The organism is Neolewinella xylanilytica (assembly GCF_002934605.1).
Taxonomy (GTDB): domain Bacteria; phylum Bacteroidota; class Bacteroidia; order Chitinophagales; family Saprospiraceae; genus Neolewinella; species Neolewinella xylanilytica.
The window spans coordinates 1,705,455-1,722,112 of record NZ_PTJC01000005.1 but is presented as its reverse complement, the minus strand read 5'-3'; the positions used below and the strand labels follow the sequence as shown (position 1 = coordinate 1,722,112).

General features: G+C 59.8%; 15 protein-coding genes. 4 read left to right on the top strand and 11 right to left on the bottom strand.

The genetic code is table 11. From position 1 onward, the window contains the following. The first annotated feature begins 31 nt into the window (after positions 1-31). Positions 32-964 (top strand): glycoside hydrolase family 43 protein, encoded by a 933-nt coding sequence (locus tag CLV84_RS06810; RefSeq protein ID WP_104418966.1) that lies wholly within the window; start codon positions 32-34, stop codon positions 962-964. A 122-nt stretch (positions 965-1,086) separates the two neighbouring features. On the opposite strand, the gene CLV84_RS21770 is transcribed toward CLV84_RS06810, so the two are convergent. The 5 genes from CLV84_RS21770 to CLV84_RS06790 form a co-directional block, all read right to left on the bottom strand. Further along, on the bottom strand, positions 1,087-1,248 hold the full coding sequence (locus tag CLV84_RS21770; RefSeq protein ID WP_170067599.1) for a hypothetical protein: 162 nt from the start codon (positions 1,246-1,248) through the stop codon (positions 1,087-1,089). Positions 1,249-1,345: 97 nt separating this feature from the next. Continuing rightward, positions 1,346-1,666 carry an AtuA-related protein gene (locus CLV84_RS06805; RefSeq protein WP_104418965.1) on the bottom strand — a complete coding sequence of 107 codons (321 nt, stop codon included), beginning with the start codon at positions 1,664-1,666 and terminating at the stop codon, positions 1,346-1,348. Next, a complete protein-coding gene (locus CLV84_RS06800; RefSeq protein ID WP_104418964.1) occupies positions 1,663-2,979 on the bottom strand; it encodes an acyclic terpene utilization AtuA family protein in 1,317 nt (438 codons plus the stop codon). The genes CLV84_RS06805 and CLV84_RS06800 overlap by 4 nt, the downstream gene beginning before the upstream one ends. Positions 2,980-2,981: 2 nt before the next feature. Then, the gene (locus tag CLV84_RS06795) at positions 2,982-4,277 is read right to left on the bottom strand and encodes a CitMHS family transporter (RefSeq protein ID WP_104418963.1); all 1,296 of its coding nucleotides are present in this window, start codon (positions 4,275-4,277) and stop codon (positions 2,982-2,984) included. A 60-nt stretch (positions 4,278-4,337) separates the two neighbouring features. Further along, positions 4,338-6,239, bottom strand: a complete 1,902-nt coding sequence (locus tag CLV84_RS06790; protein ID WP_104418962.1) for a LamG-like jellyroll fold domain-containing protein — start codon at positions 6,237-6,239, stop codon at positions 4,338-4,340. A gap of 110 nt (positions 6,240-6,349) precedes the next feature. Between CLV84_RS06790 and CLV84_RS21765 the strand changes: the two genes are divergently transcribed. Beyond that, positions 6,350-6,490 (top strand): hypothetical protein, encoded by a 141-nt coding sequence (locus CLV84_RS21765; RefSeq protein WP_170067598.1) that lies wholly within the window; start codon positions 6,350-6,352, stop codon positions 6,488-6,490. A gap of 98 nt (positions 6,491-6,588) precedes the next feature. Here CLV84_RS21765 and pnp read toward each other — a convergent pair whose 3' ends face one another. Then, positions 6,589-8,865, bottom strand: coding sequence for a polyribonucleotide nucleotidyltransferase (gene pnp / locus CLV84_RS06785; protein ID WP_104418961.1), 2,277 nt, complete (start codon positions 8,863-8,865; stop codon positions 6,589-6,591). Between the two features lie 498 nt (positions 8,866-9,363). Between pnp and CLV84_RS06780 the strand changes: the two genes are divergently transcribed. Continuing rightward, positions 9,364-10,815 (top strand): sensor histidine kinase, encoded by a 1,452-nt coding sequence (locus CLV84_RS06780; protein ID WP_104418960.1) that lies wholly within the window; start codon positions 9,364-9,366, stop codon positions 10,813-10,815. Further along, positions 10,805-11,185: a response regulator gene (locus tag CLV84_RS06775; protein ID WP_170067597.1), complete on the top strand. Its 381-nt coding sequence runs from the start codon at positions 10,805-10,807 to the stop codon at positions 11,183-11,185. Before CLV84_RS06780 ends, CLV84_RS06775 begins: the two co-directional genes overlap by 11 nt. Here the strand turns inward: CLV84_RS06775 and CLV84_RS06770 are convergent. From CLV84_RS06770 to rnr, 5 genes are all read right to left on the bottom strand, one after another. Next, on the bottom strand, positions 11,159-11,662 hold the full coding sequence (locus CLV84_RS06770; protein WP_104418958.1) for a DinB family protein: 504 nt from the start codon (positions 11,660-11,662) through the stop codon (positions 11,159-11,161). The genes CLV84_RS06775 and CLV84_RS06770 overlap by 27 nt on opposite strands. A gap of 35 nt (positions 11,663-11,697) precedes the next feature. Next, positions 11,698-12,522 (bottom strand): glutamate racemase, encoded by an 825-nt coding sequence (gene murI / locus CLV84_RS06765; RefSeq protein ID WP_245911398.1) that lies wholly within the window; start codon positions 12,520-12,522, stop codon positions 11,698-11,700. A 9-nt stretch (positions 12,523-12,531) separates the two neighbouring features. Further along, positions 12,532-13,035: an OmpH family outer membrane protein gene (locus CLV84_RS06760; protein WP_104418956.1), complete on the bottom strand. Its 504-nt coding sequence runs from the start codon at positions 13,033-13,035 to the stop codon at positions 12,532-12,534. A gap of 75 nt (positions 13,036-13,110) precedes the next feature. Beyond that, entirely contained in the window at positions 13,111-13,629 is a 519-nt protein-coding gene (locus CLV84_RS06755; protein ID WP_104418955.1) for an OmpH family outer membrane protein, read from the bottom strand. A 478-nt stretch (positions 13,630-14,107) separates the two neighbouring features. Beyond that, positions 14,108-16,360, bottom strand: a complete 2,253-nt coding sequence (gene rnr / locus CLV84_RS06750) for a ribonuclease R (RefSeq protein ID WP_104418954.1) — start codon at positions 16,358-16,360, stop codon at positions 14,108-14,110. Between the last annotated feature and the right edge of the window lie 298 nt (positions 16,361-16,658).

Here is a 16,658-nt window from a genome sequence, read left to right as displayed (position 1 = left end):
GTATGTTACCGTTCACCGAACCCCCTTCGTTATGGATTTCCTCCTGCTGCTGACCGCCCTGGGGTGGCTCTCCCCCACCCCGCCCCAGGACTCGGCCTATGTATTCTCGTACTTCCAGGGCAACGGCGAAGACGGCCTCCATTTGGCCTTCAGCTACGACGGACTGAGCTGGACGCCGCTCAATGGAAACGAACCGGTCTTGACGCCGGCCGTCGGCGAGGATAAGCTCATGCGCGACCCCTGCATTATCCGCGGTGGTGACGGGCAATTTCACCTGGTGTGGACCGTCAGCTGGCACGAGCGCGGCATCGGCTACGCCCACTCTCCCGACCTGATCAACTGGTCCGAACAGCGCTACCTCCCGGTGATGGAGCACGAGCCCGACGCCCGCAACAGCTGGGCCCCGGAGATCACCTACGACGCCACCGAAGACCGCTACCTGATCTACTGGGCCACCACCATCCCGGGGCGCTTCCCGGAAACCGACAGCAGCGGCGACAACGGCCTCAACCACCGGATGTACTACACGCTCACGGAGGATTTTCAGGAATTTACCCCCACAGCAGTGCTCTACGACCGGGGCTTCAACGTGATCGACGCCACCATCCAGCCAGCCAACGGGGAATACGTTATGTTCCTGAAGGACGAGACGAAGCACCCCGTCGCCCAGAAGAATATCCGGATCGCCACGGCGAAGGAATTAGCCGGTCCGTATACGCCGGCGGGCGCGCCCATCACCGGCCACTGGGTGGAGGGGCCCACCGTCACGATAATCGACGGAGACTGGGTCGTCTATTTCGATCGCTACACGAATCACGCGATGGGCGCCGTGCGGTCGTCGGACCTGGAAAACTGGACGGACATATCGGACCAGCTCAGCTTTCCAGAGGGGACGCGACACGGTACGGTGGTACGGGTGACGAAGGGGGAATTGCAAAAGCTACGGGATACTTTTCCGGATTGAGGTTCCGGTTTTGAAGGGAGCTTACCTTTCTCCTACAAGAAAGTAGCCGAAGCGGATCATCGCCAGGGGCCAGTGGCTGAGGTAGCGGACCGGATGCCTGCTTACCGACCCACTGGTGCCGCTTACGTCGGCCGGCATGCACCCCGCTGTCGATTGGTGAGGGCGAAGCCGATGAGGAGGGCGGCGGAGAGGTACGGATACCCCTCCCAATCTCCGATAAAGTAGGCGGAGGCGAGGAGGATGGCCGCCCAGCCGAGTGCGTAGATGATATGGCGGTTGCGCATGCTTGTGTTTTGCCTCGAATGTACCGGGCCACTACCGAATGTTGGGGCCTTTTCCGACCAGGGGGTGACTTACGTATATCAACGCGACGGGAATTTGTTACTCCCGCGCTCCGCCGCCCCCTATCTCCATATCGAGCAGGACGCCGCTCATGCATTTACCGTGGGTATCCGCGGCCAGGGAGGTGGTCACGCCACCGTCCAGGGCGCCCTCGCAGACGAAAAGCAGCGCGTGAATACGGGGCATTTCGTAGCGCCGGATCTCGCCCCGTACGCTGGTCGCGAGGTGGGCGGCCACCCGTTCGGCCGTGATCTCCCTTTGCAGCATGTCGTAGTCCGCCGGCGAGTACGGAATCAAACTCAGCGTGAGGGTATTCCCCTTGTCTCCGGCCCGGGAGTGGGCGATGTCGTAGAGCTTCATGCGGTAAAGATGTCCACGGATGGGTGAATAAGCCGGCGGTCCATCAGTACCGAAACGATACCGATCATTTCCGTGACGGACTTGCGGGCGCCCCCACCGCCGTAGGGGCCGTTGGTATAGAGCGCTTCCACTTCCTCCCCGACCCGGGCGGCGGTGCCCTCGTCGGCACTCGAACCCGAGACCCTTACCCGCGCCTCCCGGCTTTTTGCCTCCCCCCCGGGACCGAAGTGCACGGAATCGATGCCGATGATATCGACCCGGAGGCGATCCAGACAGCCGTTCAGCCGGGTGGCCACGATGTCGCCGGCCAGTCGTGCCCGGTCTTCCGCGCCCGGCCCCGCGTAGCTGATTTCACCCTCTCCACGGAAGCCGGCCCGGTAGCCGACGCTGACTTTGAGGCGATCCGGTCGTCTCGCTCCGGTGCCTCCCGTTACGGATACGGTATCGGCACCCGTTTCTTCCAGGCGAACCGTGGTGAAATCCGCCGCCACGTCGGGCGTGAGGTAGGCGTGCGGATCGACCACCTCGTAGAGTAATTGCTCCTTGGCCGTCCGCAGATCGATGCGCCCGCCGGTGCCGCTGATTTTGGTGATCGTGGCCGAGCCGTCTTCCGTTACTTCCGCGATGGGAAAGCCCAGGTTCGCCGGATCGGGTATCTGTTTGCGGTCGCCGTCCATGAAGTACCCCCCGCAGATCTGGGCGCCGCATTCCAGCAGATGGCCGATCACCGTTCCCTGGCCGAGGGTCGCATAGTCGGTGGAAGACCAGCCGAATGCGTGCACCAGGGGGGCCAGTACGAGCGAGGGGTCCGCTACCCGACCGGTTACGATCACTTCCGCTCCCGTCTGCAGGGCGGGCAGCAGGGCGTCAATACCGAGGTAGGCGTTGGCGGAAACCAGCTGACCGTACTCGGAAAGCGGCCGACCGGTTTCCATCGCAGACATACTTGGGGAAATGCGGTCGAGTACGTCGTCGCCGGTTACGGCCGCTACCCGGATGGACAGTCCTAACCGCCGGGCTATTTGCCCGATCTTGCGGGCCGCAGCTACCGGATTGGCGGCTCCGAAATTACTGATCAGCCGTACTCCCTTCGCCGTAATGACCGGCAGCAAGGCTTCCATCCGGCGCTCCAGCAGGGGGTCGAACCCGGCGTCGGGATCCTGAAGTTTTCGGCGTTGGGCCAGGGCGATGGTCCGCTCGGCCAGGCATTCCAGCACGAGGTAATCGAGGTTCCCCTCTTGGGCGAGCAGCACGGCGGGTTCGAGCCGATCGCCCGAAAAGCCCGCGCCGCCGCCAATTCGAATAGTTTGCATTGTCAGATACTTACGGCACCGATCAGAATGGCCACGAAGAGAATAATCAGGGTCACCAAAAAAGCCAGCGGGATCGTCCGGCGCTGGTGATCGCCCAAATCCACGCCGGTGAGCCCCACCAGCAAGTAGGTCGATCCGGTGAGCGGACTGACCGGAAAACCGGTGGTCATTTGCCCCATAATCGCGGCGCGGCCGACCTCGAGCCCGTCCACGCCAAACTCCGTGGCCGTCGAGCTAAGCAAAGGCAGGATACCGAAATAGAAGGAATCCGGATCGAACAGCAGGCAGGCTGGCATGCTGACCAATCCGGTCAGCACGGGGAGCCGCTCCCCGATCGCTACCGGTAGGAGGTCGACCGCCGCGTCCGCCATGGCGGCGATCATGCCCGACGATTTGAGGATGCCCGTAAAGCAGCCGGCCGCGAACAGGATGCTCGCCATCAGGAGGGCCGCCTTGGCGTGGGCGTCGATGCGTTCCCGTTGGTCCGCCGGTCGGGGGTAATTGACCGTCAGGCCAATCACGAACGCACCGATAAATACGACATGGGGCGGCAGCACGGCCGTGATCAGCAACCCGACGGCTACCAGAATGAGCAGCCCGTTAAACCACAGCCGACCCGGACGACGATAGTCGGGCGGCGGTGCGCCGGTGCCGGGCAATGGTACGGAGGTGGCGGGTAGTTCGTCCGCCAGCCGGTTACCTTCCCGCCGGCCGAGCCACCACGCGATGACCAGCACGGAGGCCAGGCCCACCAATACGGGCAGCAAAATCGGATTGAACAGCTCCGTCACGGGCACTTCCAGCGCGGTAGCCGCACGAATGGTCGGGCCGCCCCAGGGCAGGATGTTCATCGTACCGGCCCCCAGGGCCACCACCGTCGCCAGCGTGGTACGGCGCATACCCAGGGCATCGTATAGCGGCAGCATGGCCGGAACGGTGATGAGAAAGGTGACCGCCCCGGAGCCGTCGAGGTGGACGAGCATGGCCAGCAAGGCCGTCACGACCGTGATCCGGGCCGGGTCGTTGCCGGCCGCCCGCAACAGTCGCCCGATCACCGGCTCGAAGGTGCCCGCGTCGGTCATGATGCCGAAGAAGAGGATGGCGAAGACGAACATCACCGCCGTAGGAGCAATCGTCGTCAGGCCGTCGGTGATGAAGGCGGATATCTCCCAGCCGAATCCCCCCAGTAAGGCCGTGGTAACCGGTACGGCTACGAGTGCCACTACGGGCGACAGGATCTTGCTGATAATAAGAACCAGCAGGAGAAGGATGGTGAGCAATCCGAGAAAGGCGAGCATGAAGCTGTCGTAAGCAATGTGCCAAACTTACGATTACTCCGGCTATCCGGCGCATGGGGCCTATGGCAGTCGATTGATGGTGCCCGCCAGGCGGTAACCTTCCGGACATCCGGCTACCCGGTACGTCAGGTACCAGATGTAAACCTGGCTACCTGGGGTGCCGCCCGCCCCGTCCCAGCATTCACCAGGCCGGTCGGTGGTATACACCAAATCGCCCCAGCGGCCGTGAATCGCGAAGCGGTAATCGGTGAAGTCAGGTAGGGCACCCATCATCGGTCCCACGCAGTCGTTTCTTCCGTCTCCGTTCGGGGAAAAGGCCGTAGGTACGTAGATCGGCGGTTGGGCGAAGGTGACCGTCACGCTATCGGTGCGGGGGCAGCCCGTAGCACTGGTATAGGAGGCGGTATACAGTCCGGGTTCGGTGACGTAAAGGTGGCGGTCGACCACCCCGGTATTCCAGATCACGTCGGAACGCGAGGTGCGAATCAGCAGGGCGTCGTCGCAGGCGATCAGCGAATCCGGCAGCAGCGGCTCGGAAGGCGACAGGGCTACCCGGACCAATAGTTGGGAATCGCAGCCCGCAGCATTACGGCCCGTTACCAACAGGCTATCGCCGAGGGCTAATTCCCGGCCCCCGAAAGCTACCATCTCGACCGGGGAACAGACGTAAACCAAGGTATCGCGCTTTGTGGCCGGCTGATAGGTGACCAGCACGGAGTAGAGCGTATCGCATCCCTGCTCGGCCGGTACGGTCACCGTTTGCCGCACTCCGGGGTAAAGGGTGACGCCGTAGCGCTCGATGGGCTCGTCCCGGCAGACGGGTACCACCAGTTCAATCGTGTCCGCCGAAGTCTCCGTGAAGGTGTAGTCTACGATGCTGTCGCAGCCGGCACTGCTTACCAAGGTGTCAATAAGGTACCCGGCACGGTAAACGAGCCGGCCGTTCACCTCCAGGGTGTCTCCCCGACAGAGGGGAATGCTGACCTCCGTTACGGCTAAGCCCGGGTTTACCAGGCGGGTGTCGGAATAGCTGCGGCAGTCATCGGTCGTGACCGTGACCGAGTAGCGGCCCGCTTCCGTAACCTCGATCTCGTCGGTCGACTCCCCCGTACTCCATTGAATCTCGGCATACCCCAGGGGTTGAACGACCAGCATCACGGAGGCGGCACACGCCGTACCTACCGTGTCGATCGCGAATTCCGGGTCGGAGTCGTAATACCCAGCGGCTACCACCCGGGGATTTCCGCTAGCGGTCGCCCGGAAGGGCTTTCCATTGGGCAGGTCGTTCGTGAGCGCCGGGATGGGTCCCGAACTTGCCCCTTCCAGGTGATAGCTCAATACGGCTCCGTCGGTCCGCAGGGCGACCGGCGAGGCGGCTTCGGCGGCTATCTCCGCGGGCGTAAGGGCGGTTTTCCAGAAGCGTAGTTCATCGGCGAGTCCGCTGAAAAAGTTGCCCACGGTCCCGTTGAGGTACCGGTATCCCCCGATCAGGAAGGGTTGGCGGTTGTTGCGAATGGCCGTGAAGCGCCCTTCGTACTGCTCCTGCTCCACCTCGACACCATCTATGAATAAATGGATGGCCGTTTCGTCGTGGGTGACGGCCACGTGGTACCACCGCAACGCCGTGAAGAAGATGTCGCGGGAGACTACGGCGTTCGGGTCGTTGCAGTTGCCATCGATATTGTAGGACCAGATCAGGCGGTTGTCGCGGACGCCAAAGTAGTAGCCGTAGTCGCCCTGGCACCACTGTTTGCTAATGATGGACCGCAGGCCGTCACCGCAGTTCGGATGGATCCAGGCCGAGAGGGTAATGGCTTGCTGGTAGTCCAGTTCGTCGTCATCCGGGATGCTGAAAAAATCGGACTGGCCGTCGAAAAGCAGCACGTTACCGTTTTGTCCGAACAAGGAGGAACAATGGCAACCCGCTAGCAGGACGGCCAGGAGAAGGTGATATGCTTTCATCCATTACGTGATCAACGAGTCAAAAGACTCCCGATGAAGCATACAAAGGTAGCGAAATGCAGCAACCTGAGCCCTTTTGAAGTACTACCGGCATTTCTTATCTTGTACCAATGCATTACCTACCTATACTAGCAGACTTTACCCTTCTTAAGCCAGACATCGGACTCATTTTCTGGGCCGTTATCCTGATCAGTGTTCTGCCAATAGCGGCACTGGTCTACTTTTTCTTCCGCCGGAAGCAGCAGCGCTAGGGGCTGATCGGTGAAGTCGCCATTTGGTCGACCGATAAAAAAAGCGCCCGGCAGCAAGTTGCTACCGGGCGCTTGTTCATTCAGTCAGCGGTTGATGACTAGTCGCGATCACGATCCCGACCGCCACGGCGTCCACCGCCACCACGGCGATCACCCCGGTCACCCCGGTCGTCGTTGCGACGTTCGCGGCCACGGGATTTGGCGGCCTTGCGCTCTTCTTCCAGCTCCTCGTCCGTTGGAATGGTTCCGTCGGCGCGGGGCATGATGGCCTTGCGACTGAGGCGCAGTTTACCGGTGCGCTCGTCGATGTCGACGATCTTGAATTTGACTTTATCGCCTTCGTTGAACTCGTCTTCGACGCTGTCGATGCGGCTGTGGCTCATCTCGCTCACGTGGAGGAGACCGTCGCGACCGCCTTCGAATCCGACGAATACGCCGTAGGGCATGATGGTCTTCACCGTGCCTTCGTAGACCTCGCCCACTTCGGGGGTGAAGGTGATCTTCTTGATCCGCGCCACGGCGTCTTCGATGGCCGCTTTGTCGGAGCTGGCGATGGACACGTGGCCCTTGCCGTCGATCTCGTCGATGTTGATGTTGGTACCGGTGAGCTCCTGCAGCTCCTGGATGATCTTACCGCCGGGTCCGATGACGGCACCGATGTAGCTCTTCTCGATGATGAGCTTGACGATCCGCGGGGCGTGAGGCTTGATGTCTTCGCGGGGCTCGCTCAGGGTCTTGTTCATCTCGCCGAGGATGTGGAGGCGACCGACGCGGGCCTGCTCCAGCGCCTGCTCGAGCTGCTCGTAGGGCAGACCGTCGATCTTGATGTCCATCTGGCAGGCGGTAATGCCCTTGCTGGTTCCGGTGACTTTGAAGTCCATATCGCCGAGTGCGTCCTCGTCACCGAGGATGTCACTCAGGATGGCGATTCTACCGCCTTCGGCCACCATACCCATGGCGATACCGGCTACGGGGCGCTTGATCTGTACGCCGCCGTCCATAAGGGCCAGCGAGCCGGCGCAGACGGTAGCCATCGAGCTGGAACCGTTCGATTCGAGGATGTCCGACACGAGGCGGATGGTGTGGGTCATGTCGTCCGGCAATACCTGGCGGATCGAGCGTCCGGCGAGGTTGGCGTGGCCTACCTCCCGGCGGCCGGGGCCGCGCATCGGCTTGGTTTCCCCCACCGAGAAAGCGGGGAAGTTGTAGTGCAGGATAAAGTTATCGTAGCTATTGCTGTGGGCAATGTCCACCATGGCCTGGTCGGTTTTGGTACCGAGGGTGAGACTGGTGAGCGACTGCGTTTCTCCGCGGTTGAAGATGGCCGAACCGTGGGCGCTGGGCAGGTAGTCCACTTCCGTCCAGATGGGGCGCACCTGGTCGAAGGCGCGTCCGTCCAGGCGCTTCTTCTCGTCGAGCATCATGTTGCGGATCAGCTTCTTCTGAACCTTGTCGTAGGCGGCGCTGACGTCTTCCTTATTTTCGGTCATCCACTCCTCGCCTTTCTCGGCCAGGGCGACTTCCTTGAAGTTGTCCTTCACTTCCTTGAAAGAATCCTTGCGGGTAGCTTTATCGGAGGCGGAGCTAGCTACGCGGAGGATCTCGCTCTTGATCGATTTTTCAACGTAACTGAGGATGTCGGCGTCGATCTCGTGGATTTCCACTTCCCGGGTAGTGGCCTTGTCGCCGACCATTTCCTTCAGGCGCAGCTGGGCGTCGCACATAGTGCGGATAGCCTCGTGGCCGGCCTTGAGGGCCTCCAGGATGGCTTTCTCTTCTACTTCCTTGCCTTCGCCTTCGACCATCATGATGTTGCCCTTATCGGCGGCAACGATCAGGTCCAGGTCGGCATTGGCGAGCTGGCTGCGGTCGGGGTTAATGACGTACTCCCCGTTGATGCGGGCGACCCGGCATTCCGAGATGGGGCCTTCGAAGGGGATATTCGAGCAGGTCAGGGCGGCGGAGGCGGCCAGACCGGCGAGGGCATCGGGCATCACTTCCTCGTCGAGGGAGATCAGGTTGATGATGATCTGGGTATCGAACATGTAGCCCTTGGGGAAGAGCGGACGGATGGCCCGGTCGACCAGGCGGGAGATGAGGATCTCGTAGTCGTTGAGGCGCGCCTCCCGACGGAAGAAGTTACCGGGGATGCGGCCGGCGGCGGCGAATTTTTCCTGGTAATCCACGCTGAGGGGGAAGAAACTCTGTCCTTCGCGAACGCTGGTGCTGGAGACGGCGGAGCAAAACAGCATGGTCTTGCCGCATTTGACGACGACCGAGCCGTCAGCCTGGGTGGCGAGCTTGCCGGTCTCGATGGTGACTTCCCGCCCGTTAGGCAGATTGAAGTTCACCGACATTGGGGTTTGATTACCCATTATTGATTGGACTTTAAATGATAATATGCGTTGTTGCGCCCTGGCGGGCAGGGGCGTTGACACAAAAAAACCACCTTGGGGAAAGGAAAAGGGGCGGCGGAGCGCAGGTGCAAAAAGACCCGGTAAACGGCCGCGCTGGGTGGTAGATAGCCACCGTGTTTCTTTCAATCCCGCCGGGGGTCGCTGCAGACCGACGGATACCGCACTTTTGCGGCAGTTCGTATTGTCATTTTGTATCGCCGCGAATATACGCAAACTTTCCGCACGCCTAACAAAATTGCACACGCCCCCAGCTGACGTACATCGACCGTGTCGATAAACCCAACTTATATACCCTAAAATTCCTGCCCCCCCTGTAGCTTTGCCCCTTAGGCAGCAGGCCAGGTCGCAGCCCCCGGGGTCGGCGGGCGAATCGCACAACCGCCGATTTGGGCACCCCATTTGGCGTTCCTATCTTGTCATTGCCATTCTACGAAACCAGCAAACCCTATCTTCTTCTTGCCACCAGATCATTCGCTGACCGGAAGCCATAAAAGCTACCGGCTCTTTCGTGTCGTCTTCGTTGGGCTGACCCTCCTGACGGTAATCGTCCTCGCGTCGGTAATACCGGAGGTAACGGCTATCGAAGTGCGGAAGAAGATGAATAATGCCCTGGAACTGGAGCAGGACCTTAGCCAGTTACTGACCCTCACCCAGGACGCGGAATCCGGCCAGCGGGGCTACTTGCTGACCCATGATCTCACTTACCTGTACCCCTATCTATCGGCGCGGGAAAACTACGACACCCTGCTCCAGCAGATTTCCCGGGAGGTAAGCCGGGATTCCGTGCAGCTGCGCCGGGTAGCCTGGGTGCGCAAGGCGACTGAAGTCAAATTCAACGAACTGGACAGCGCCATCACCCTCGTCCGCCGCGGGGATACCACCGCGCTGATACAACTTCTGGAAACGAATATGGGGCTGCAGGCCATGGACCGGATCCGCTACTACGTCGACCTGCTCCGGGAGGCGGAAATCCGCGACATTCGGATCCGGCAGGCCCAACTCGCTCAGCTCAGTACGGTGACCACCGTGCTCCGCTTTCTTGGTGTCGTGGGACTCGCCTTCGTTTTTTACTACATCTACTCCCAGGTACGCCCCCTCTTCGACACCATTACCAGCTCCAACGAGCGGCTAAAACAGGAAAACATAGAGCGGCGGCGGGTGGAAGGGCAGAACCGCGAACTGATCGAAAACCTGAACGCCAAGAACCAGGAGCTGGACCAGTTCGCCTACATCGCTTCCCACGACCTCCGGGAGCCCTTACGCACGGTGAGTAACTACATCGAGGTGATCAGCGAAGACTACGGAAATCGCCTCGACGGGGACGGTAAGGAATATCTGGAAACCATTCACCGCGCCACCGATCGAATGCGCGGGCTGATCGACAGTCTGTTGCTCTACAGCCGCATCGGCCAATCCGAAACCCCGACCCATATCGGCCTGATTCAACCCGTCCGGGAAGCCCTCGAAAACCTGGCCCTGCGCGTGGAGGAATCAGCGGCCCGGATCACGATCGGCGACCTGCCCACCGTAGAGGGATACCCGGTGGCCCTCCGGCAGCTGTTTCAGAATCTGCTGGCCAATGCCCTGAAATTCCATTTACCCGGCAAACCTCCCAGAATTGAAATTCATGGGAAAAAAACCGACACTCAGGTGCAGATCACCATCAAGGATTACGGAATGGGTATAAAAAAATCAGATCAGGAGAAAATCTTTCAGCTTTTTACGCGTTTAGATTCTTCTCAAATGCAGGAAGGGCAGGGCATCGGTCTTGCTTTCTGTCAAAAAATAGTACACTTGCACCAAGGTACCATTGCCGTTGAAAGCGAACCGGAACTTGGCTGTACTTTTACCGTGACCTTACCCAGCAGTTTGACGCATGAAGAAGCTAGGGTGCATTATGTTGGTTGATGATTCGGAGACGGATAATTTCATCCACTCTCGCAGACTGACCAAAATGGGCATCGCCGAACGAATCGTTATCCGAGCGGACGGAAAACAGGGCCTCGACTACCTCACCACGGTAGATCCCGACGGGCGTCCCGATATCCTGTTCCTGGATATCAATATGCCGGTGATGGACGGCTGGGAATTTCTCGATGCCTACCAGGTTCTCCCGGAAGCCCAACGCGCTCGGGTCACGATCGTCATGCTGACGAGCTCGGTCGGCGATTCCGACTATTCCCGCGCTCACGCCTACGCCACTATCGACGGCCACGAAGCCAAACCCCTGACGCAGGAAAAATTACGCACCCTACTCGACCGGCACTTCCTTTCCTGACCCGCCGTTGGCCACTACCCATTTGCGGATGGCCAGCATCGTCCCCAGGTGGAGGGTTTCGTGCAGGTTATTGAAAATCAGGGCGTGGTCGATACTTCGTACTTCAATGCCGAGTTGGGTGGTGAACGGCTGAAAGCCGGACCAATCCCGATCGGTGTACGCATCCCGCAGGACCTGATTGCCTTCCGCCAGCTGAGCCCGAATAAACGGCCACTCCTCCTCCATTCCGGAAAAGGGACGCGTTCCGCCCCGGTACCGGCCGATGAATTCCTTGCCGCTCGGGGAGCGGTGGCCCCCAAGCGCGAAGGTGAGCAACTCCTGTACGGCCACGATGTGGCCCGCGTTCCAGAGCAAGTTGTTGTTGAGGAAGGGGGGAATCTCACCGAGCTGCGCCACACTAAAGGCGTCGAGTAAGCCCAGTAGGTTGCGCCGGATTCGGTGGTGGTCGTCGAGGACTTGCTGAGCGGTAGCGGGCATGAGCGAAAGCTTTCTTTCCTTAACCGGATCGCGTACTAGAAGTTAATCGCGGCCCGGGAAACGGTGACCGCTGGCACCAGCCATCTCCGGTTTCGGTTAAGCTGGTCGAGCGCCCGTAACGTACGTTGAAGTGGCGCCCCGCCGGCAGTAGCCAGAAAGTCGTAGCGGGTTTGGCCGTCGGTCGCGACTAAAAGGTCGCGTTTTTCGAGCAAGCGTTGCACCTGCCGCGCCGCCGCCCCGGAAGGATCGATTACCCGGGCACCCGGCGGTAGCACCGCCGCGATGTCCGCAGCGATGAGCGGATAGTGGGTGCAGCCGAGCACCACGGTGTCCAGCGGACCGGCGGGAGCGAGCAATTCGGAGAGGTAGCGACGAATTTCCGGCGAACCCGGGCCGTACTCCTCGATGAGGGGCACCAACCCGGCACACGGATTCTCCCAAACCTGATGGCCCGAAAGATATTTATCCCGCAGGGCCAGGTAGCGCGCGCTGCGCAGCGTTACCGCCGTTGCCATCACGCCGACACGTACTCCCGTGGCGGCCGGTTTAACCGCGGGCTCCAGCCCTACGAACGGCACCTCCGGATACAACTCGCGCAGGGTGTCAATGGCCATACTGGTGGCGGTGTTGCAGGCGACCACAACCATTTTGACGCCGCCGGCGAGGAGGAAGTCGGTGATGCGGCGGCTGAACGCCAGTACCTCCTCGTTGGTGCGGGCCCCATAGGGAGCGTTGCCGTTGTCGGCTACGTAGAGCATACTTTCTCGGGGCAATAGCCCGGAAATAGCATTGGCGACCGAGAGGCCGCCAATGCCGGAGTCGAAGACTCCAATGGATCCGATATGATCGGGCAGGAACACCGGCCGGATTTAGATTTCGAGCTTGGCGCGGACGAGGGAGGTAACGTCCTGGCTATCCTGGCCGTAAAGCAACACTTGCTCGTCGAAGATGAACTGGAAACCGTTCTCCTCGGCAACTTCCTTGATGGCATTGTTGATGGAGTCGTAGATCGGCGTGAGCAGTTCCTGCCGCTTCTTCTGTAGGTCGCTCATCATTTGCTGCTCGAAGCTGGAGATTTCTTCCTCCCGCTTCTGCAGTTTGGCGGCTTCTTCCTGCTGCTGTTTGGGGCTCAGGGTACCTTGCTGTGCTGCGGTTTGCAGGGTCTGGTAGTCGGTTTGGAAGCTTTCCACCAGCGACTGACCTTTCTTCTGGAGTTGCTTCTGCAATCCTTCGAGGTTGGATTCGGCGGCTTTGGTGGCGGGCAGCTCGGAAAGGAGTTCCGCGGAATTCACGTAGCCGAATTTCTGAGCCGAAGCGGTGGCCGTAGCGACCAGTAGCATAAGCGCTACGAAAGTGAATTTAAAGAATTTCATGATTATAGTTTAGTTCGGAGTTGGAGTGTAGAGGGATAGTACGGTGGTAAGCGCTGATTTATTGAGGCGTACACCCTAGTTTTTGAGCGTTCGTAGGATTTCATCCGTCTTGTCGTACTGTTCGCTCGAAAAGATGATTCCGGCGGAACCCGCCCGATCGAAGATGAAATCGTAGTTGTTCTGGTTGGCGTAGGTTTCGATGGCCTCGTAGATGGCGTCCTGAATGGGCTGAATAAGCTCCTGGCGGCGCTGAAACAGCGAGCCTTCGGGGCCGAAACGGTCGGCCTGCATATTCCGCACTTTGGTTTCGCGATCGAAGATGGCCTGCTCTTCGGCCTGGCGCTGCTCGTCAGTCATGAGTACCTGCTCGGCCTGATACTTATTGTACAGGCCCTTAATGGCATCGTACTCCTGGTTGATCTCCTGCTGCCACTTGGCGGCAAGCTGATCCAGCTGGTCCTGGGCTTCCTGGTATTCGGTGATGCTGGTAAGGATCTTCTCCATGTCTACGGAGGCAATCTTTTGGGCGGAAAGCTGGGCGCCGAAGCCCGCGAAGGCTAATAAAGCGACCATCAGGAAATTGCGAAAACGCATAGGGATAAATTTTGGATCACAAAAGTACAGAGGCGGGTGCCGATCTGCTAAGGAATAGACGCTTAAAGAATTAGGAAGTTACTTCGGTAAGAAAGAATTAATTCTCCTTCCAGGCGTCTAACCCACTGTACTACAACGCCTTGCGACAGGGTTTCCGCCGAAACCCATGGCCTGGTTTAACGCAATATTAACGGCTCGCGGCGATCCACCCGGCGGAGCTAAATGGCCCGAAGGTGCTTACCGGCTGCTATTCCGTAGGGCCCGGCCTGGTCGGAGGCGGGGCGGGACGTCCCGTTTCCAGGGCTAGCTGTGCTCAAAAAGAGAATTCCATCCGGCATCCAGAAGGGGCTCCAGCGCCCTGCGTCGGCGTGGCTCCCTTTCCGATAAAGAAACGTCGCTTCCACAACCGCGCACGATCGGAAGCTACGGCCCGGGCCGCGATGGCGGCACCGAAGCGGAGGGCATCGCGAAGGAAAACCTATTCCCGCATCTTCCGCCGGCCGCCCCGGCGCTTCTCCTTGTCTTTCTTCTTCGATTCTTGGTTCCCGTTGTCTCCGTGCACTTTGAGCACTTCGACGAGCGACATGTCGATCCGACGGCGGTCCATGTCTACGTCCTCGATCTTGATGCGTACCACGTCGCCCATCTTGAGCTTTTTCCCGGACTTCTTCCCAACAATGGAAAGTTTTCCGGCGCTCAGGTCGTAGGGCTCGTCCATCTTATCGAAAGGGATCATGCCCTCCACGAAGTTCTCGATCAGTTCGATGAAGACCCCGAAATCGGCCAGTCCGTTGATCACCCCGTCGAATTCGTCGCCGACGTGGTCCAGCATGAATTCGGTCTGCTTGTACTTAATACTTTCCCGCTCCGCCGTAACGGCTTTGCGTTCCTGGCTGCTGATGTGCTGGCAGGTCTCCTCCAGCTTGGCGCCGTTGGCCTTGTACAGGCTGCCTTCCTCCAGGTTCTTTTCCAGCAGGCGGTGCACCAGTACGTCGGCGTAGCGGCGGATCGGCGAGGTGAAGTGGGTGTAGTTGTCGAAGCCCAGGCCGTAGTGCCCGATGTTTTCGGTGGTGTAGACCGCCTTCGACATGGTGCGGATGGCAATCGGCGACAACATCTTCACCATCGGATCCTCGTCGGCCTTCGACAGCAGCGCGTTGTAGCTTTTCGTGACGGATTTCGGACTGCTCAAATCCATCTCGTACCCCAGGGCGGCGGCAAAGTTGGCCAGCTCGGCCACCTTGTCCATATCGGGCTCGTCGTGCACCCGGTACACGAAGGGGATATTCTGCTTCAGCCGCTCTTCCTTCTGCTTGATGAAGGTGGCTACCTCCCGGTTGGCGAGCAGCATGAAGTCTTCGATCAGCATATTGGTATCGATACGATCCTTGATGTAGACCTCGAGCGGCTTGCCGTCCTCGTCCAGCTTGAACCGGACCTCGTTCGTGTTGAAGTCGATCGATCCTTCCTTAAAGCGTTGCTTGCGCAGCTTTTTTGAGATGATGTCGAGTTGCTGTAATTCGTTAATGAAGTCGCCTTCCCCGGCATCCAGTATCTCCTGGGCTTCCTCGTAGGTAAAGCGACGGTCGGAGTGGGTCACCGTGCGACCGAACCAGCGATCCGTCAGCTTCAGCGTCTGGGAATTGAACTTGAAGACCGCGCTGAAGGTCAGCTTATCCTCGTTCGGCCGCAGCGAGCAGAGCTCGTTGCTGATGCGCTCGGGCAGCATGGGGCACACCCGGTCGACCAGGTAAACGCTGGTCGTGCGGTCGGCCGCCTCCTCGTCCAGGGCACTGCCCGGCCGGACGTAATGGCTTACGTCGGCGATATGGATGCCGATCTCGATCTGCCCGTCCTCGAGGGTCTGGATCGACAGGGCGTCGTCAAAGTCCTTGGCCGTCAGCGGATCGATCGTGAAGGTGGTCACCTCGCGCATGTCGCGCCGGATATTGATTTCCTGGGGCGAGATTTCCCCCGGCAGGGCCTCGCTCTCCGCCAGTACGGCATCGGGGAAGGTGATCTGGAAACCGTTGTTGATCAGAATGGCCTGCATCTCGATGTTGCTGGTTCCCGGCTCGCCGAGTACGGCGGTGATCTGGCCGCTAATCTGGCCGAAGCGGTTCTCTTCCCAGTCGACGATCTTCACCACGACCTTTTCCTCGCTCTTCGCACCGATCAATTCGGAGCGGTGCACGGCCACGCTCAGCTTCTTGCCGCCCGGACCGTCCACTACCACTTCGGCGTATTTCTCGTGAATCTTCAGGGTGCCGACGAAGTGGCTCACGCTGCGCTCCAGCACTTCGACCACTTCCCCCTCGGGCTTGCGACGGCCGCCGGGCGTCCAGTAGCGGACTTTTACTTTATCACCGTCCTGGGCGTTTTGCAGCCGGTTCTGGGAGACGAAGATGTCGTTCTTCTCGCCATCCATGATGACGTACGCCGAGCCGCTACGGGTCATATCCACCCGGCCCTCCGCGAAGGTGCTGGAGCGTTTCTCTTTATCGCTGCGGTTGAATTGGTAGCGATGATCGTCGGTCTTTTTGACCTTGCCGCTACTGACCAGTTTGTCGAGGGCCGACTGAATGCTTTCGCTGCTGTTCTTGACCTTTAGTTTTCGCTGGAGTTGTTTGGGGTTGAGGGGCTTGCGGGCGTTCGCTTTGAACTCCTGGTAGACTACGCGCTCTAAATCGCGGGCCTTGAGCTTGCCGCTCTTCGTCTTATTCTTAGGCATGTACTGTAAAAAGTGCGACCGCCCCCTTTGGGCGATCGGTGCGCGGATGGTGGCGCAACGTGTATTGGGTATGTGTAATAACTTCCGGAACAGCCTATACCCGCATAAGTTTGTTAGGGCGCCGGAGCGCGGGTGAAAGGATTTTACTCGATTCTGCCCTTCACCGCCCCGGATGTCAGGAGCCGGGCCGCGGTATTCAACCGTAGCGGGATCAGCTTGTGGCTTCGGTATGCTTCGCCGTAGGGAGAAATCCAGGAGCTCGGTGACCCGGCGTACGCTTTTGTCCACTCACCCCTGC